General features: G+C 60.0%; 22 protein-coding genes. 19 read left to right on the top strand and 3 right to left on the bottom strand.

Going from position 1 to position 15,206, the window contains the following annotated elements; genetic code table 11:
- Window positions 1-18 precede the first annotated feature (18 nt).
- The 14 genes from fusA to AACH87_RS02415 all read left to right on the top strand — a co-directional run bounded on the left by fusA (window position 19) and on the right by AACH87_RS02415 (window position 9,571).
- Window positions 19-2,121: an elongation factor G gene (fusA, locus tag AACH87_RS02350; protein WP_338797124.1), complete on the top strand. Its 2,103-nt coding sequence runs from the start codon at window positions 19-21 to the stop codon at window positions 2,119-2,121.
- Between the two features lie 221 nt (window positions 2,122-2,342).
- The gene (gene tuf, locus AACH87_RS02355; protein ID WP_338797125.1) at window positions 2,343-3,533 is read left to right on the top strand and encodes an elongation factor Tu; all 1,191 of its coding nucleotides are present in this window, start codon (window positions 2,343-2,345) and stop codon (window positions 3,531-3,533) included.
- Between the two features lie 25 nt (window positions 3,534-3,558).
- A complete protein-coding gene (gene rpsJ, locus AACH87_RS02360; protein ID WP_044397456.1) occupies window positions 3,559-3,870 on the top strand; it encodes a 30S ribosomal protein S10 in 312 nt (103 codons plus the stop codon).
- A gap of 215 nt (window positions 3,871-4,085) precedes the next feature.
- Window positions 4,086-4,760, top strand: a complete 675-nt coding sequence (rplC, locus tag AACH87_RS02365; RefSeq protein ID WP_338797126.1) for a 50S ribosomal protein L3 — start codon at window positions 4,086-4,088, stop codon at window positions 4,758-4,760.
- Window positions 4,760-5,380, top strand: a complete 621-nt coding sequence (rplD, locus tag AACH87_RS02370; protein ID WP_338797127.1) for a 50S ribosomal protein L4 — start codon at window positions 4,760-4,762, stop codon at window positions 5,378-5,380. Before rplC ends, rplD begins: the two co-directional genes overlap by 1 nt.
- Entirely contained in the window at window positions 5,377-5,691 is a 315-nt protein-coding gene (gene rplW, locus AACH87_RS02375; RefSeq protein ID WP_166160137.1) for a 50S ribosomal protein L23, read from the top strand. Before rplD ends, rplW begins: the two co-directional genes overlap by 4 nt.
- Window positions 5,692-5,693: 2 nt before the next feature.
- Window positions 5,694-6,518 (top strand): 50S ribosomal protein L2, encoded by an 825-nt coding sequence (gene rplB / locus AACH87_RS02380; RefSeq protein WP_338797128.1) that lies wholly within the window; start codon window positions 5,694-5,696, stop codon window positions 6,516-6,518.
- A gap of 10 nt (window positions 6,519-6,528) precedes the next feature.
- Window positions 6,529-6,807, top strand: a complete 279-nt coding sequence (gene rpsS / locus AACH87_RS02385; protein ID WP_272565826.1) for a 30S ribosomal protein S19 — start codon at window positions 6,529-6,531, stop codon at window positions 6,805-6,807.
- A 9-nt stretch (window positions 6,808-6,816) separates the two neighbouring features.
- Window positions 6,817-7,149: a 50S ribosomal protein L22 gene (gene rplV / locus AACH87_RS02390; protein ID WP_005796970.1), complete on the top strand. Its 333-nt coding sequence runs from the start codon at window positions 6,817-6,819 to the stop codon at window positions 7,147-7,149.
- 14 nt (window positions 7,150-7,163) lie between these two features.
- Entirely contained in the window at window positions 7,164-8,045 is an 882-nt protein-coding gene (gene rpsC / locus AACH87_RS02395; RefSeq protein ID WP_338797130.1) for a 30S ribosomal protein S3, read from the top strand.
- 2 nt (window positions 8,046-8,047) lie between these two features.
- Entirely contained in the window at window positions 8,048-8,464 is a 417-nt protein-coding gene (gene rplP / locus AACH87_RS02400; RefSeq protein ID WP_007847799.1) for a 50S ribosomal protein L16, read from the top strand.
- A gap of 16 nt (window positions 8,465-8,480) precedes the next feature.
- Window positions 8,481-8,675, top strand: a complete 195-nt coding sequence (gene rpmC / locus AACH87_RS02405; RefSeq protein WP_044397427.1) for a 50S ribosomal protein L29 — start codon at window positions 8,481-8,483, stop codon at window positions 8,673-8,675.
- Between the two features lie 9 nt (window positions 8,676-8,684).
- Window positions 8,685-8,954 (top strand): 30S ribosomal protein S17, encoded by a 270-nt coding sequence (rpsQ, locus tag AACH87_RS02410; protein ID WP_338797131.1) that lies wholly within the window; start codon window positions 8,685-8,687, stop codon window positions 8,952-8,954.
- A gap of 110 nt (window positions 8,955-9,064) precedes the next feature.
- Entirely contained in the window at window positions 9,065-9,571 is a 507-nt protein-coding gene (locus AACH87_RS02415) for a peroxiredoxin (RefSeq protein ID WP_338797132.1), read from the top strand.
- A gap of 128 nt (window positions 9,572-9,699) precedes the next feature.
- On the opposite strand, the gene AACH87_RS02420 is transcribed toward AACH87_RS02415, so the two are convergent.
- Window positions 9,700-10,191 carry a GNAT family N-acetyltransferase gene (locus tag AACH87_RS02420; RefSeq protein WP_338797134.1) on the bottom strand — a complete coding sequence of 164 codons (492 nt, stop codon included), beginning with the start codon at window positions 10,189-10,191 and terminating at the stop codon, window positions 9,700-9,702.
- An 81-nt stretch (window positions 10,192-10,272) separates the two neighbouring features.
- Complete coding sequence (locus AACH87_RS02425) at window positions 10,273-10,941, bottom strand: cytochrome b/b6 domain-containing protein (protein ID WP_338797135.1); 669 nt, start codon at window positions 10,939-10,941, stop codon at window positions 10,273-10,275.
- Between the two features lie 148 nt (window positions 10,942-11,089).
- Here AACH87_RS02425 and AACH87_RS02430 point away from each other — a divergent pair, with 148 nt between their 5' ends.
- A complete protein-coding gene (locus AACH87_RS02430; protein ID WP_338797136.1) occupies window positions 11,090-11,545 on the top strand; it encodes a cytochrome c in 456 nt (151 codons plus the stop codon).
- Window positions 11,546-11,767: 222 nt separating this feature from the next.
- On the opposite strand, the gene AACH87_RS02435 is transcribed toward AACH87_RS02430, so the two are convergent.
- Window positions 11,768-12,271: a TlpA disulfide reductase family protein gene (locus AACH87_RS02435; protein WP_338797137.1), complete on the bottom strand. Its 504-nt coding sequence runs from the start codon at window positions 12,269-12,271 to the stop codon at window positions 11,768-11,770.
- A 202-nt stretch (window positions 12,272-12,473) separates the two neighbouring features.
- On the opposite strand from AACH87_RS02435, the gene AACH87_RS02440 reads away from it, so the two are divergent.
- The 4 genes from AACH87_RS02440 to AACH87_RS02455 are packed head-to-tail and all read left to right on the top strand — an operon-like array spanning window position 12,474 to window position 15,160.
- Window positions 12,474-13,133, top strand: coding sequence for a hypothetical protein (locus tag AACH87_RS02440; RefSeq protein WP_338797138.1), 660 nt, complete (start codon window positions 12,474-12,476; stop codon window positions 13,131-13,133).
- Window positions 13,130-14,476: an MFS transporter gene (locus AACH87_RS02445; RefSeq protein WP_338797139.1), complete on the top strand. Its 1,347-nt coding sequence runs from the start codon at window positions 13,130-13,132 to the stop codon at window positions 14,474-14,476. Before AACH87_RS02440 ends, AACH87_RS02445 begins: the two co-directional genes overlap by 4 nt.
- The gene (locus AACH87_RS02450; RefSeq protein WP_338797140.1) at window positions 14,473-14,922 is read left to right on the top strand and encodes a PTS fructose transporter subunit IIA; all 450 of its coding nucleotides are present in this window, start codon (window positions 14,473-14,475) and stop codon (window positions 14,920-14,922) included. The genes AACH87_RS02445 and AACH87_RS02450 overlap by 4 nt, the downstream gene beginning before the upstream one ends.
- Window positions 14,891-15,160, top strand: a complete 270-nt coding sequence (locus AACH87_RS02455; protein ID WP_142085454.1) for an HPr family phosphocarrier protein — start codon at window positions 14,891-14,893, stop codon at window positions 15,158-15,160. Before AACH87_RS02450 ends, AACH87_RS02455 begins: the two co-directional genes overlap by 32 nt.
- Window positions 15,161-15,206: the final 46 nt, after the last annotated feature.

Consider the following 15,206-nt stretch of genomic DNA (forward strand, 5'->3'; position numbering starts at 1 on the left):
ACCATCCAAGGATCCACCATGGCTCGCAAGACCCCCATCGAGCGCTACCGCAACATCGGTATCTCGGCACACATCGACGCAGGTAAGACAACCACTACCGAGCGTATCCTGTTCTATACCGGCGTGAACCACAAGATCGGTGAAGTGCATGACGGCGCTGCCACCATGGACTGGATGGAGCAAGAGCAAGAGCGCGGCATCACGATCACGTCTGCTGCCACGACCTGCTTCTGGAAGGGCATGGACATGTCCTACCCAGAGCACCGCTTCAACATCATCGACACCCCCGGCCACGTGGACTTCACGATCGAAGTGGAGCGTTCCATGCGCGTGCTGGACGGCGCTTGCATGGTGTACTGCGCTGTGGGTGGCGTGCAGCCCCAGTCTGAAACCGTGTGGCGTCAGGCTAACAAGTACAAGGTGCCACGTCTGGCCTTCGTGAACAAGATGGACCGTACCGGTGCCAACTTCTTCAAGGTCTATGACCAGATGAAGCTGCGCCTGAAGGCCAACCCTGTGCCCGTGGTCATTCCGATCGGCGCTGAAGATAACTTCAAGGGCGTGGTTGATCTGCTGAAGATGAAGGCCATCATCTGGGACGAAGCTTCCCAGGGCATGAAGTTCAACTTCGAAGACATTCCTGCTGACCTGGTGGAGTCCGCCAAGGAATGGCGTGAAAAGATGGTGGAAGCTGCTGCTGAAGCCTCTGAAGAACTGATGAACAAGTACCTGGAAGAGGGCGACCTCTCCGAGGAAGAGATCAAGAACGGCCTGCGCACCCGTACCATCAATACGGAAATCCAGCCCATGCTGTGCGGCACCGCCTTCAAAAACAAGGGTGTGCAGCGCATGCTGGACGCCGTGATCGACTACCTGCCTTCGCCTGTGGACATTCCACCCGTGACCGGTACCGATGACGACGAGAAGGAAACCAGCCGCAAGGCCGACGACAGCGAGAAGTTCTCTGCGCTGGCGTTCAAGCTGATGACCGATCCGTTCGTGGGTCAGTTGACTTTCGTGCGTGTGTACTCCGGCGTGCTCACCAAGGGCGACACTGTGTACAACCCCGTCAAGGGCAAGAAAGAGCGTATTGGCCGTATCGTGCAGATGCACGCCAACGAGCGCCAGGAAGTGGACGAAATCCGCGCTGGTGACATCGCTGCCTGCGTGGGTCTGAAAGAAGTGACCACCGGTGAAACCCTGTGCGATCCCGATTCCATCGTGACGCTGGAGCGCATGGTGTTCCCTGAGCCTGTGATTTCTCAGGCTGTGGAACCCAAGACCAAGGCCGACCAAGAGAAGATGGGTCTGGCACTGGGCCGTCTGGCTTCGGAAGATCCTTCCTTCCGCGTGCGTACCGACGAAGAGTCTGGTCAGACCATCATTTCCGGCATGGGCGAGCTCCACCTGGAAATTATCGTGGACCGCATGAAGCGCGAGTTCGGCGTGGAAGCCAACGTGGGCAAGCCTCAAGTGGCTTACCGCGAAACCGTGCGCAAGTCGGTGGCCGACGTGGACGGCAAGTTCGTTCGCCAGTCCGGCGGTAAGGGTCAGTACGGTCACGTGGTGTTCCGTCTGGAGCCTAACGAAGCCGGCAAGGGCTTCGAGTTCCTCGACGAAATCAAGGGCGGTGTGGTGCCTCGCGAGTACATCCCTGCGGTGGAAAAGGGCGTGCTCGAAGCGCTGAACAGCGGCGTGCTGGCAGGCTTCCCTGTGGTGGATGTGAAGGTTGCCCTGACGTTCGGTTCGTACCACGATGTGGACTCGTCTGAACAAGCGTTCAAGATGGCTGCCATCTTCGGTTTCAAGGAAGCCGCCAAGAAGGCCAACCCCGTCATCCTGGAACCCATGATGGCTGTGGAAGTGGAAACGCCTGAAGACTACGCCGGTAACGTGATGGGCGACCTGTCCAGCCGTCGCGGTATGGTGCAAGGCATGGACGACATGGTTGGCGGCGGCAAGGTCATCAAGGCCGAAGTTCCCCTGTCCGAAATGTTCGGCTACTCCACCACCCTGCGCTCCATGTCGCAAGGTCGTGCAACGTACACCATGGAGTTCAAGCACTACGCTGAAGCTCCTCGCAACGTGTCCGAAGCCATCGTGGCTGCTCGCGCCAAGTAATACGCGCACTGGGAGGTCTGCTGATGCAGGTGCCTCCCGCCCAATTCGGCTGAAATAGCCCTCCAGCGCTTGTCAATCAAGCGCTGGAAGCTATGAAAGCTATAGCAAGTTTTCTTGCAATCTGCGACCCGGTGCCGTCTTGTTGCTTTGTGCGAGACGAATCAGCAATCGGGTGCAGACGTTAAACCCCAACACAGGCATTGCTCTTTGGAGAGATTGAAATGGCAAAAGGTAAGTTTGAACGTACCAAGCCCCACGTGAACGTGGGCACGATCGGTCACGTGGACCATGGCAAGACAACGCTGACGGCTGCTATCGCCACAGTGCTGTCCGCCAAGTTTGGCGGCGAAGCCAAGAAGTACGATGAAATCGACGCTGCTCCAGAAGAAAAAGCACGCGGCATTACCATCAACACCGCCCACGTCGAATACGAAACCGCCAACCGCCACTACGCTCACGTGGACTGCCCTGGCCACGCTGACTATGTGAAGAACATGATCACCGGCGCTGCCCAGATGGACGGCGCTATCTTGGTGTGTTCCGCCGCTGACGGCCCAATGCCCCAGACCCGTGAACACATCCTGCTGGCCCGCCAAGTGGGCGTGCCTTACATCATCGTGTTCCTGAACAAGTGCGACATGGTCGATGACGAAGAGCTGCTTGAGCTCGTCGAAATGGAAGTGCGCGAACTCCTGGACAAGTACGACTTCCCAGGCGACGACACCCCCATCGTGCGCGGTTCTGCCAAGATGGCTCTGGAAGGCGACAAGGGCAAGCTGGGCGAAGAAGCCATCATGAAGCTGGCTGAAGCCCTGGACACCTACATCCCCACACCCGAGCGCGCAGTGGACGGCGCCTTCCTGATGCCCGTGGAAGACGTGTTCTCCATCTCCGGTCGCGGTACCGTGGTGACAGGTCGTGTCGAGCGCGGCATCATCAAGGTCGGCGAAGAAATCGAAATCGTGGGTATCCGCGACACACAGAAGACCACCTGCACCGGCGTGGAAATGTTCCGCAAGCTGCTGGACCAAGGTCAAGCTGGCGACAACGTGGGTCTGCTGCTGCGCGGCACCAAGCGCGAAGAAGTCGAGCGCGGCCAAGTGCTGTGCAAGCCCGGCTCCATCAAGCCCCACACCCACTTCACCGCTGAGGTGTACGTGCTGAGCAAGGACGAAGGCGGCCGCCACACTCCTTTCTTCAACAACTACCGTCCTCAGTTCTACTTCCGTACAACGGACGTGACTGGCGCCATCGAGCTGCCAGCCGACAAGGAAATGGTGATGCCTGGTGACAACGTGTCGATCACTGTGAAGCTGATCAACCCCATCGCCATGGAAGAAGGTCTGCGCTTCGCTATCCGCGAAGGCGGCCGTACCGTGGGCGCTGGCGTGGTGGCCAAGATCATTGCTTAATTTTTAAGCAATACAAGGAGACACCATGTCCAAGCAAAAAATCCGTATCCGCCTGAAGGCGTTCGATTACAAGCTGATCGATCAGTCTGCTGCCGAGATCGTTGACACTGCCAAGCGCACTGGTGCGATCGTCAAGGGCCCCGTGCCCCTGCCTACACGCATGAAGCGTTTCGACATTCTGCGTTCGCCCCACGTCAACAAGAGCAGCCGTGACCAGCTGGAAATCCGCACGCACCAGCGTCTGATGGATATCGTTGACCCCACCGACAAGACAGTGGACGCGCTGATGAAGCTCGACCTGCCTGCCGGCGTGGACGTCGAAATCAAGCTGCAGTAATCACCAGATAGCGGGTCCGCAAGGGCCTGCCAGACGGTTTGTAACGCGGACTTGCTTGCAAAAGCAGTCCGCGTTATACTTTAGGGCTTCGCTTTCTTTGCGTTCGCAAAAAGGCGGAGTTTTATTAACCTTCTTTCACGCGCTAGCGCGAGAGTGCTAAGCAAAAACGCTGAGGCCAATTGAAGTCGCAGCGGTGAAAGTTTTGGAGAAAACCAATGAGTCTGAGCAACTCCCTGGGGTTGCTGGGTCGCAAGGTGGGCATGATGCGTCTGTTCACTGATGATGGGGACGCAGTGCCTGTCACAGTGGTGGATGTTTCTAACAACCGCGTTACCCAGGTCAAAACCCAAGAGAACGATGGCTACGTGGCCCTGCAGGTCACGTTCGGTTCGCGCAAAGCATCGCGCGTGACCAAGCCAGAAGCCGGTCACCTTGCCAAGGCAGGTGTGGAAGCCGGTGAAATCATCCAAGAATTCCGTGTGACGGCTGACACCGCTGCCCAGTACAAGGCTGGCGCAACTGTGGCTGTGACATCCGTGTTTTCTGTGGGTCAAAAGGTGGACGTGCAAGGCACTTCGATCGGTAAGGGCTACGCCGGTACCATCAAGCGTCACAACATGGCTTCCCAGCGCGCATCGCACGGTAACAGCCGTTCGCACAACGTGCCTGGCTCGATCGGTATGGCACAGGACCCAGGTCGTGTGTTCCCCGGCAAGCGCATGACCGGTCACCTCGGTGATGTCACCAAGACCACGCAGAACCTCGATGTCATCCGCATCGACGAAGCACGTCAACTGCTCCTGATCAAGGGCGCCATTCCAGGCTCCAAGGGTGGGTTTGTGACTGTGCGTCCCGCCGTCAAGGCCAAAGCTTCCAAAGGAGCGAACTAATGCAGCTCGAACTCCTGAATGAACAAGGTCAGGCTGCTTCGAAGTTCGAAGCGCCAGAAACCGTTTTCGGCCGCGAATACAACGAAGATCTGGTTCACCAAATCGTGGTGGCCTATCAGGCCAACGCCCGTCAAGGCACTCGCGCTCAAAAAGACCGTGAGCAAGTCCGTCACTCGACCAAGAAGCCTTTCAAGCAAAAGGGTACGGGTAACGCACGTGCTGGTATGACTTCCTCGCCACTGTGGCGCGGGGGCGGTCGCATCTTCCCGAACCTGCCTGAAGAAAACTTCAGCCAGAAGATCAACAAGAAGATGTACCGCGCTGGCATGTCCTCCATCCTGTCCCAGCTGGCCCGTGAAGGCCGCCTGGCTGTGGTTGATTCGATCAAGCTCGACTCTCCCAAGACCAAGGTGCTGGCTGACAAGTTCAAGGCCATGAATCTGCAATCGGTGATGGTGATCTCCGATGAAGTGGACGAAAACCTGTACCTGGCTTCGCGCAATCTGGTGAACGTGCTCGTCGTTGAGCCACGTTACGCAGACCCCGTGTCGCTGGTACGTTACAAGAAAGTGCTCGTCACCAAGGGCGCGATCGACAAACTCAAGGAGATGTTCGCATGAGCACGCTCAAGTTTGACGAAGGTCGTCTGATGCAAGTGTTGGTGGCTCCCATCGTGTCCGAAAAGGCCACCATGGTTGCTGAAAAGTCCAACGCTGTGACATTCAAGGTGCTGCAGAACGCCACCAAGCCCGAGATCAAGGCAGCTGTTGAACTGCTGTTCAAGGTCGAGGTCAAGGGCGTTTCCGTGGTGAACACCAAGGGCAAGACCAAGCGCTTTGGCAAGACCATGGGCCGTCGCGACAACGTTCGCAAGGCTTATGTCACGCTGAAGGAAGGTCAAGAGCTGAACCTGTCCGGGGAGGCTGCGTAATCATGGCCGTTATCAAGATGAAACCCACCTCGCCCGGCCAACGTGCTGTGGTGAAGGTGACGCGTGACCACCTGTTCAAGGGTGAAGCCTACGCTCCTCTGCTGGAGTCCCAGCACCAGAAGTCTGGCCGTAACAACAACGGTCACATCACCACCCGTCACAAGGGCGGTGGTCACAAGCACCACTACCGTGTGGTGGACTTCAAGCGCAACAAGGACGCGATCCCAGCCAAGGTGGAACGCATTGAGTACGATCCCAACCGTACGGCCCACATCGCTCTGGTGTGCTACGCCGACGGCGAGCGTCGCTACATCATCGCTCCTCGCAACCTGGAAGTTGGCGCTTCCATCGTGAGCGGCTCTGAGGCTCCGATCCGCGTGGGCAACACACTGCCTATCCGCAACATTCCCGTGGGTTCCACGATCCACTGTATCGAGCTCAAGCCCGGTGCAGGTGCACAGATCGCTCGCTCCGCAGGTGCTTCGGCAACGCTGCTGGCCCGTGAAGGCATCTACGCCCAAGTGCGTATGCGTTCCGGCGAAGTGCGCAAGATCCACATCGAATGCCGCGCCACCATTGGTGAAGTGGCCAACGAAGAACACAGCCTGCGCCAACTGGGCAAGGCCGGTGTCAAGCGCTGGATGGGTATTCGCCCAACCGTGCGCGGTGTTGCCATGAACCCAATCGATCACCCCCACGGTGGTGGTGAAGGTCGTACCGGTGAAGGTCGTCATGCTGTTGACCCATGGGGCAACCTGACGAAGGGCTACCGTACCCGTAACAACAAGCGCACACAGACCATGATCGTGTCGCGCCGCAAGAAGTAAGGGGTAGCAAATGACTCGTTCTCTCAAAAAGGGTCCGTTTGTTGACCATCACTTGATGGCCAAGGTCGAGAAGGCCATTGCCACCAAGGACAAGAAGCCAGTGAAGACTTGGTCGCGCCGTTCCATGGTTCTGCCCGATTTCATCGGTCTGACCATCGCCGTGCACAACGGCAAGCAGCACGTACCTGTCTACGTCACCGACCAGATGGTGGGCCACAAGCTGGGCGAATTCGCCCTGACGCGCACCTTCAAGGGTCACCCCGCGGACAAAAAAGTCCAGAAGAAGTAAGGAACGACCATGTCTGAAACACGTGCAGTCCTCCGGGGCGTCCGTCTGTCGGTCGACAAAGGCCGCTTGGTTGCGGACCTGATCCGCGGCAAGAAGGTGGACCAGGCTCTGAACATCCTGACATTCACGCAGAAAAAAGCTGCTGGCATCGTCAAGAAGGTTCTGGAATCGGCAATTGCCAATGCAGAACACAACGATGGCGCTGACATCGACGAACTGAAGGTCAAGACCATCTACGTCGAACAAGGCACCACGCTCAAGCGCTTCACCGCGCGCGCCAAAGGCCGCGGCAATCGCATCAGCAAGCCCACGTGCCATGTGTACGTGACGGTTGGTAACTGAGGCCAAGGAAGACTATGGGACAGAAAATCCATCCTACCGGCTTCCGCCTCGCGGTCAGCCGCAACTGGGCCAGCCGCTGGTACGCAAGCAACCGTGACTTCGCCGGCATGCTGGCCGAAGACATCAAGGTGCGCGAGTACCTGAAGGCCAAGCTGAAGAACGCCGCCGTGTCGCGCATCCTGATCGAGCGTCCTGCCAAGAACGCCCGTATCACGATCTTCTCGGCACGTCCTGGTGTCGTGATCGGCAAGAAGGGTGAAGACATCGAGAACCTGAAGAAGGAACTCGCTGCTCGCCTGGGCGTGCCCGTCGCAGTGAACATCGAAGAAGTGCGCAAGCCTGAAATCGATGCCAAGCTGATCGCTGACAGCATCACTCAGCAGCTCGAAAAGCGGATCATGTTCCGCCGTGCCATGAAGCGCGCCATGCAAAACGCCATGCGTCTGGGTGCCCAAGGCATCAAGATCATGTCGTCCGGCCGTCTGAACGGTATCGAAATCGCCCGTACCGAGTGGTACCGCGAAGGCCGTGTGCCACTGCACACCCTGCGCGCCGACATTGACTACGGCACTTCTGAAGCCAAGACCACCTACGGTGTGATCGGCGTCAAGGTGTGGGTCTATAAGGGTGACACACTGGGCCGTAACGATCTGCCAGCCGTGGAAACTCCACGTCCTGAAGAAGAGCGTCGCCCACGTGGCCCACGCCGCGATGGCCGTCCAGGTGGCGACCGCGCTGGTGCAGGCCGTGGTCCCCGTCGTCCCGTAGGTGCCAATGTGGCTCCTGCTGACGGCAGCGACAAGCCCGCCGGTGCCGGTGGTGCCGATGCAACCGCCGTTAAGCGCGTTCGCAAGACTGACGCGCCCGCTACAGCAGCGGACGGCAAAGGAGAATAAAGATGCTGCAACCTGCTCGCCGCAAATACCGCAAGGAGCAAAAAGGCCGTAACACCGGCGTCGCAACACGAGGTGCCTCGGTTGCGTTCGGTGATTTCGGTCTGAAGTGCACCGATCGTGGCCGTCTGACGGCCCGCCAGATCGAAGCTGCACGTCGTGCGATTTCCCGTCACGTCAAGCGTGGCGGCCGTATCTGGATCCGTGTGTTCCCGGACAAGCCAATCTCTACCAAGCCCGCAGAAGTGCGTATGGGTAACGGTAAGGGCAACCCCGAGTACTACGTGGCCGAAATCCAGCCCGGCAAGATCGTTTTCGAAATCGTGGGTGTGCCTGAAGAACTGGCCCGCGAAGCGTTCCGCTTGGCTGCCGCCAAGCTGCCGCTGCGCACCACGTTCGTCAGCCGTCACATTGGTTCGTGATTCAGGAGAACAAGCAATGAAGACTACTGAACTGCGCCAAAAAGACGTTGCCGGTATCGAAGCCGAAATCAAGTCCTTGCAAAAGGCCCATTTCGGTCTGCGCATGCAGAAGGCTACCCAGCAGTTGGCTAACACCAACACGCTGCGTACCACTCGCCGCGCTATCGCCCGTGCAAAGACCATTCTTGCTGAAAAGCAAGCCGCCAAGTAAGGAGCCGACATGACGGAAGCTAAAAAATCCCTCAAGCGCACCTTGGTTGGCAAGGTGGTCAGCGACAAGCGTCAAAAGACTGTGACTGTGCTGGTGGAGCGTCGTGTGAAGCACGAGCTCTACGGCAAGATCGTTGCGAAGTCGAGCAAGTACCACGCCCACGATGAAAAGGGCGAGTACAAGCTGGGCGACGTGATCGAAATTACCGAAAGCCGTCCTCTGTCCAAGACAAAGAACTGGGTTGCTACGCGCCTGGTTCAAAAGGCCAGCCTGGTTTAAGCCTAATGGCTTGAGGCAGCAAAGCCCTTTCAAAACGGCCCACAATGTGGGCCGTTTTGCTTTTTGGGGCCCGCCTGTGAGGCTCCGGCGATTCGTAGAGGAGAAAACGCATGATCAAAGTTGGTGACACCCTGCCCGCAACGACCCTGATGGAATACTCTGAAGTCGAGGGCGAAGGCTGCAGCATTGGCCCGAACCCTGTTCCCGTGGACAAAGCCACAGCAGGCAAGACCATTGCCCTGTTTGCGCTGCCCGGTGCCTTCACCCCCACCTGCTCTGCCAAGCATGTGCCTGGCTATGTGGAAAAGGCGGAAGAGTTCAAGGCCGCTGGTGTGGACGAAATCTGGTGCCTGAGCGTGAACGATGCGTTCGTGATGGGTGCCTGGGCGCGTGACCAAAAGACTGCTGGCAAGGTGCGTATGTTGGCCGACGGTGATGCTGCCTTTGCGAAGGCTACGGGTCTGACACTGGACCTGACAGGCAAGGGCCTGGGCCTGCGCAGCAACCGCTATTCCATGCTGGTGCGCGACGGCAAGGTGGTGACTTTGAACGTGGAAGGCCCTGGCAAGTTTGAAGTGAGCGACGCGAACACGCTGTTGGCTCAAGCCAAGGGCTGATCTATGGCGCTGCCCTCTGCGGGCAAGCAAAAGGGTGGGCCGAGGTCCACCCTTTTTTTATGTCTATTGCTGTCAATGTTTGCTATTGAAAATATAGCTGCTTGCGCTGATTGCACGGGCGCGAAAGCCTAATCGATATCTACCTTGAGATAGTGAGCACCCGCAATGGGGTTGTGGTAGTAAGGCGGAATCTCTTCAAACCCCAGATCGGTATAAAGCGCGCGTGCGGACTCCATATCGTCCAGCGTATCCAGGAGCACGCAGCCATATCCGGCCTGGCGTGCAGCATCCAGAATGGCCTCGGCCAGTTCCCGTCCCAGACCGAACCCGCGGAAGGCCTTGCGCACAAACAGGCGCTTCATCTCGCTGGCATTGGGGTAGTCGGTGCCGTCGAGCGGTCTGAGCGCGCAGCAACCGGCTACTGCGCCATCCACCATGGCCAGAATCAACTGACCCCTGGGGGGCGCATACTCGCCGGGCAGCTGGGCCAGCTCGTCTTCAAAGTTCTGAAAGCAGAGGTCAACGCCCAGGCTCTCTGCGTACTCTCGAAATATTTCCCGGACTGCCTCCAGTTCATGCGGACTGGAAGGCGTTACCAAGGTCACGGTGGGTTTTTCCACAATGCACAGCAGCGTTTGTATCGGAAGCCGCAGTGTAGCGTTTCACTTCCTACGCCCTGCTGACGGACGGAAAGCGCGCGGCTATGCGCCCAGGCTGGATACCCACCATGCAAGTGCTGCGCATGCCAAGGCGACGGCCAGCGCCAGACCGCGCTGGGCAACACCGTCGCGGCTGGGTTCCACGCTGGCCTCCAGTTGCTTGTCGCCTTCCAGCATGGGGCCTACCAAGCGTTCTTTCTTGACCACTGCGTAGAAGGCGATGGCCAGCAGGTGCAGCGCGACCAGGCCCAGCAGCAGGTATTGCCCTATGGCCTTGTGGTAAGTGGTGAACTGCGAAACGAGTTCCCCGGACACAAACCGGGTGAGCGGGCCCGCAAAGGCGATTTCATCGTCGGTGAACAAGCCGCTGCTGACCTGCGCTGCAGTCACTCCCAGCAGTGCAAGGACTGACAGCGCGCCCAACGGGTTGTGCCCCGCCTTGTCCTGTGGGCGTGTGTCGCCCCGCAGATAGCCCAGCAGCCTGCCGGGCGTGGGCACAAACGAGGCAAAGCGCGACCAGCGTCCTCCGATCACGCCCCAGACCAACCGGAATACCACCAGTGCCAGCACTACATACCCTAGCCTGAAATGCCAGACCATGGCGTTGCCGCCGACTTTGGCCGTGACCACAAGGCCCACGATGCAGGCGGCTAGCAGCCAGTGGAAGAGGCGGGTGGGCAAATCCCAGATGCGGATGGTGTGGTGGGGCATGAAAACTCCGTGGCCTGATGGTTGAGGCGCCATTGTGCGGCAGCTCTTGCAAGGCTGGCGTTTCACCCGCCCGGCAAAAAACGCTGTCTCAAGGCATACTCCGCACGGGCCCGCTGTCGAGCCTACCCATTACACAAAGGAAGTCCCCATGAAGAAACTTGCTGCATTTGCCGTTGCAGCGGCTACTGTCGCCTTGTCTGCGCCAGCCTCTGCCGAGTTTGCCAAACCTGAAGACGCCATCAAGTACCGCCAGAGCGCGTTCGTGGTGATGGCCCAGCACTTCTCGCGTATCGGTGCCATGGCCAATGGCAAGGCTCCTTTTGACGCCAAGGCCGCGCAAGAAAGCGCAGACATCGTGGCGGTCATGTCCAAGCTGCCATGGGAAGCATTCGGCCCCGGTACCGACAAGGGCGCTCCCACCAAGGCCTTGCCCGCCATCTGGTCTGAGCAAGCCAAGTACAAGGAACATTCCGACAAGCTGCAGGCAGAAGCCACCAAGCTGGCTGCTGCCGCCAAAACAGGCAATCTGGACAACGTGAAGACTGCCTTTGGCGCGACGGCCGGCACCTGCAAGGCCTGCCACGACAACTTCCGCGCGAAGTAAGCCCGCTCAAGCCCGCTTCCGGAGCCGCTATGTCGCTCCACTTTCACAGTCCGCCACGCCCAGCAGGCAACTGCTGTGGCGCATACACGGGTTGGGGTGGTGCCCCGGGTGTGAAGGTGATGCAAAATTGATAGCTGCCTGCGCTGGCTCTATAAGCGCAAAAGGCCGATTTCTTTCGAAATCGGCCTTTTGTTTTTTTGGGGGGCTTACGGCGTGGATCGCTCAGGTTTCGGCCAGCAGCTTTTCAATCAGCTGGTGCAGCTCGGGAAAGTTGGGTGCACCCACGTAGGTTTTCACGATCTCGCCGCGCTTGTTGACGATAAAGGTGGAGGGCGTGAGGCGCACATCGCCCCAGGCCTTGGCCACGTTGCCGGTGTTGTCGATCGCCACGTTGAAGGGCAGTTTGCGGGTTTCCGCAAAGTTCACCACATAGCTGGGTGGGTCGTAGCTCATGGCCACGGCCAGGGTGTCAAAGCCTTTGCTGTTGTACTTTTTGTAGGTGGCAATGATCTCGGGCATCTCTGCCACGCAGGTGGTGCAGCTGGTCGCCCAAAAGTTGACCAGGGTGACTTTGCCCTTGAGGTCTGCGGTGGATTTGCTGGAGCCGTCCAGCAGAACAAAGGTGGATTCAGGGGCGGCAGAGCGGCCTGTGCCCAGGTACACAAAGGCACCGATGCCTGCAAACGCTGCTATGGCCACGCCGGCCAACCAATGCTTGATACCCATGATGTCCTCGTCTTTATCCCGGTAGGGCTTCCACGCCAGATTGTCCCTGATCCCGCCACCCTGAGTTACCGCACCTCTTCGATGACTTGACCTTGGACAAGTCCATGCGGTGTGGCAGGCGTTGGTGCGATCAACGGATGACCGACTCTTGGGAGTTCTGAAAGTTCAATGCCGAGGGGGCTACCCTGCACATAATGACTGAATGAAAAGACACACCAAGGCGCATGGGTGCTGCGTCACCACGCTGCTGGGCACAGTGGCCTTCTGGGCCGCGCTGGCGGGCTGCAGCCCGGCGCTGAACTGGCGCACGGTCGCCGTGCCAGAGGCCGTCCTGCAGATCGCCCTGCCATGCAAACCCGAAACGGCCACTCGCACGGTGGATCTGGCGGGTGCGCCCCAGGCGCTGAGCATGTTGGGTTGCGAGGCAGATGGTGCCACGTTCGCCGTTTCGCACGTCCGCCTTGCCGATCCCTCCACCGCGGGCCTGGCGCTGGCGCACTGGCAGGCCGCCACGCTAGCGCGGCTCGGCGCAGGTCCTGCCAGTCCCAGTGCATCCCAGGCGAAGAGCTCTCTTTCTGATGCGGGCGCTGCTTCCGCTCCCGTGGCAGTTGCGGCGGCTGAAGGTGGCGCTGGCAACGCATCCAGCCAGCCCTTCGTACCCCCAGGCGCGCTTGCCTTGCCGCAGGCGGTTCGCACCACGGTGCAGGGCCGCACACCCGATGGTGCCGTGGTGACGGCCCATGCCGTCTGGTTTGCCCGGGCGTCGGGTGCTGAAGTGCGCGTGTTTCACGCATTGGTTCTTGCCAGTGCCCCGCGTCCAGCCGTCGCAGACACCTTCTTTGCAGGGCTGGAGCTGAAATGAGTGCAGAACCCAGCGCTTTGTCGATCCCGGCACAGGACACGGGCACGGCCAAGGGGCACCTGCCATGGCGCTCGGCCATCGTGGTGTTCCTGACCTTTGCGTTTGCCTACTTTCTGTCGGCTCTGGTGCGGGCCGTCACGGCCACCCTGGCGCCCACCCTGGCGCAGGAGTTTGCGTTGCACGCCCGTGATCTGGGCTTGTTGGCCGGGGGGTACTTTCTGGGCTTTGCCGCCATGCAATTGCCTTTGGGTAACTGGCTGGATCGGTACGGCCCGCGCAAGGTGTCGCTGGGCTTTCTGGGGGTTGCTGTGATTGGCTGCGGGGTTTTTTCACAGGCGCAGGGGTTTGGTGGCCTGCTGGCCGGGCGCGTGCTGTGTGGGGCCGGGGTCAGCGCGTGCCTGATGGCACCTCTTACGGGCTACCGGCGCTGGCTGGAGCCCACGGCGCAGATGCGCGCCAACTCCTGGATGCTGATGACTGGCTCGCTGGGCATGGTGGCATCCACCTTGCCGGTGCAGTGGGCCTTGCCTTTGGTGGGGTGGCGTCCGCTGTTCTGGGGGCTGGCGGGGCTGCTGGGGCTGGCCATGCTGCTGATTGCCTGGCGCGTGCCGCAATGGCAGGGCACAGCGGGCCCGCAAGGTGCTGGGGCTGCTCGGCGTGACAGCGCTGAAACCGCGCAGCAAGACACTGACTTGAACCCCACGGAAGCCAAGGGCTACGCGGTGGTGTGGCGGCATGCCTACTTTCAGCGCCTGGCACCGCTGGCGTTTTTTGTGTACGGCGGCATGGTGGCCGTGCAGACGCTGTGGGCCGGGCCGTGGATGCAGAAGGTGGCGGGCTACACGCCGCTGCAGGCCGCCACGGGGCTGTTCTGGATCAACGTGACCATGCTATGCACGTTCTGGACCTGGGGCATGGTCAGCCCCTGGCTGCTGCGCAAGGGTTGGGGAGCCAACCGGTTGATGCTGTGGGGCCTGCCCCTGAGCCTGCTGGTGCTGCTGTGCATTGTGCTGGCCGGGCCCCGAGCAGGGGCGGGTGCATGGGCGCTGTTTTGCATGACCAGCAGCTTCGTCTCCCTCTCGCAACCTGCCGTGGCGCTGGCGTTTTCGCAGGCGCTGGCAGGGCGGGCGTTGTCGGCATTCAACCTGGTGATTTTTGCGGGCGTGTTTGTGGTGCAGTGGGGCATCGGGCTGGCGGTGGATGCCTTTGCCGCGCTGGGGCTGCCGGTGGTCACGGCGTTCCAGGCGTCCATGGCGGTGTACCTGGGGTGCAACGCCGCAGCCTATGCGTGGTTTGTGCTGCAGCCGCAGCGCCATAATGCCAGGCAAACCGCCCACCCATGAGCACCAGCATCCTTCTCATTGCCCACGCCCCTCTGGCCCATGCGCTGCGCCAATGCGCCCTGCATGTGTTTGCCGACTGCGGCGACTCCGTTATCGCGCTGGATGTGCAGCCCCACGAGCCACCGGAAGAGACCCTGGCCCAGGCGCGCATCCTGCTGTCCCAGATGACCACCGATTCCACGCTGGTGCTGACCGACGTGTTTGGTGCCACGCCCTGCAACGTGGCCCAGCGCTTGGTCGATGGCGTGCGCTCCCGGCTTGTCACCGGGGTCAACCTTCCCATGCTGTTGCGTGCGGTCAGCTACCGTGCAGAACCCCTGGATTCCGTCGTCTCCCGCGCAGTGGTGGGCGGCACGCAGGGTGTGATGCAGGTGGCGATCGCCGCGCCGCAAAACCAGTCCCGACGCAATACCCATGATCAAGACTCGTACGACCATCAGCAATAAGCTGGGCCTGCATGCCCGCGCCTCCGCCAAGCTCACCAAACTGGCGGGCAGTTTTCCTTGCGACGTTTTCATGAGCCGGGGAGACCGCCGTATCAACGCCAAGAGCATCATGGGCGTGATGATGCTGGCGGCAGGCATTGGCACCGAGGTGGAGCTGGAGACCAGCGGCGAGCGTGAGCAGGAAGCCATGGATGCTTTGCTGGCGCTGATCGCAGACAAGTTTGGCGAGGGGGAGTGACCCCCGCCCGGGCCCGCTGGTGCTGCATGGCGGGCCGCAACCAGGA

It is taken from the genome of Acidovorax sp. DW039, assembly GCF_037101375.1.
Classification (GTDB): Bacteria; Pseudomonadota; Gammaproteobacteria; order Burkholderiales; family Burkholderiaceae_C; genus Acidovorax.

What these genes read in the sequence shown, in the direction of transcription:
- rpmC (WP_044397427.1), top strand. Translation starts at nt 8,481, where the DNA reads ATGAAGACTACTGAACTGCGCCAAAAAGACGTTGCCGGTATCGAAGCC.
- AACH87_RS02455 (WP_142085454.1), top strand. Translation starts at nt 14,891, where the DNA reads ATGATCAAGACTCGTACGACCATCAGCAATAAGCTGGGCCTGCATGCC.
- rplV (WP_005796970.1), top strand. Translation starts at nt 6,817, where the DNA reads ATGTCTGAAACACGTGCAGTCCTCCGGGGCGTCCGTCTGTCGGTCGAC.
- AACH87_RS02440 (WP_338797138.1), top strand. Translation starts at nt 12,474, where the DNA reads ATGAAAAGACACACCAAGGCGCATGGGTGCTGCGTCACCACGCTGCTG.
- rplD (WP_338797127.1), top strand. Translation starts at nt 4,760, where the DNA reads ATGCAGCTCGAACTCCTGAATGAACAAGGTCAGGCTGCTTCGAAGTTC.
- rplB (WP_338797128.1), top strand. Translation starts at nt 5,694, where the DNA reads ATGGCCGTTATCAAGATGAAACCCACCTCGCCCGGCCAACGTGCTGTG.
- rpsQ (WP_338797131.1), top strand. Translation starts at nt 8,685, where the DNA reads ATGACGGAAGCTAAAAAATCCCTCAAGCGCACCTTGGTTGGCAAGGTG.
- rpsS (WP_272565826.1), top strand. Translation starts at nt 6,529, where the DNA reads ATGACTCGTTCTCTCAAAAAGGGTCCGTTTGTTGACCATCACTTGATG.
- rplW (WP_166160137.1), top strand. Translation starts at nt 5,377, where the DNA reads ATGAGCACGCTCAAGTTTGACGAAGGTCGTCTGATGCAAGTGTTGGTG.
- fusA (WP_338797124.1), top strand. Translation starts at nt 19, where the DNA reads ATGGCTCGCAAGACCCCCATCGAGCGCTACCGCAACATCGGTATCTCG.
- AACH87_RS02450 (WP_338797140.1), top strand. Translation starts at nt 14,473, where the DNA reads ATGAGCACCAGCATCCTTCTCATTGCCCACGCCCCTCTGGCCCATGCG.
- AACH87_RS02415 (WP_338797132.1), top strand. Translation starts at nt 9,065, where the DNA reads ATGATCAAAGTTGGTGACACCCTGCCCGCAACGACCCTGATGGAATAC.
- tuf (WP_338797125.1), top strand. Translation starts at nt 2,343, where the DNA reads ATGGCAAAAGGTAAGTTTGAACGTACCAAGCCCCACGTGAACGTGGGC.
- rplC (WP_338797126.1), top strand. Translation starts at nt 4,086, where the DNA reads ATGAGTCTGAGCAACTCCCTGGGGTTGCTGGGTCGCAAGGTGGGCATG.
- AACH87_RS02445 (WP_338797139.1), top strand. Translation starts at nt 13,130, where the DNA reads ATGAGTGCAGAACCCAGCGCTTTGTCGATCCCGGCACAGGACACGGGC.
- AACH87_RS02435 (WP_338797137.1), bottom strand. Translation starts at nt 12,271, where the DNA reads ATGGGTATCAAGCATTGGTTGGCCGGCGTGGCCATAGCAGCGTTTGCA.
- rpsJ (WP_044397456.1), top strand. Translation starts at nt 3,559, where the DNA reads ATGTCCAAGCAAAAAATCCGTATCCGCCTGAAGGCGTTCGATTACAAG.
- rplP (WP_007847799.1), top strand. Translation starts at nt 8,048, where the DNA reads ATGCTGCAACCTGCTCGCCGCAAATACCGCAAGGAGCAAAAAGGCCGT.
- AACH87_RS02425 (WP_338797135.1), bottom strand. Translation starts at nt 10,941, where the DNA reads ATGCCCCACCACACCATCCGCATCTGGGATTTGCCCACCCGCCTCTTC.
- AACH87_RS02430 (WP_338797136.1), top strand. Translation starts at nt 11,090, where the DNA reads ATGAAGAAACTTGCTGCATTTGCCGTTGCAGCGGCTACTGTCGCCTTG.
- rpsC (WP_338797130.1), top strand. Translation starts at nt 7,164, where the DNA reads ATGGGACAGAAAATCCATCCTACCGGCTTCCGCCTCGCGGTCAGCCGC.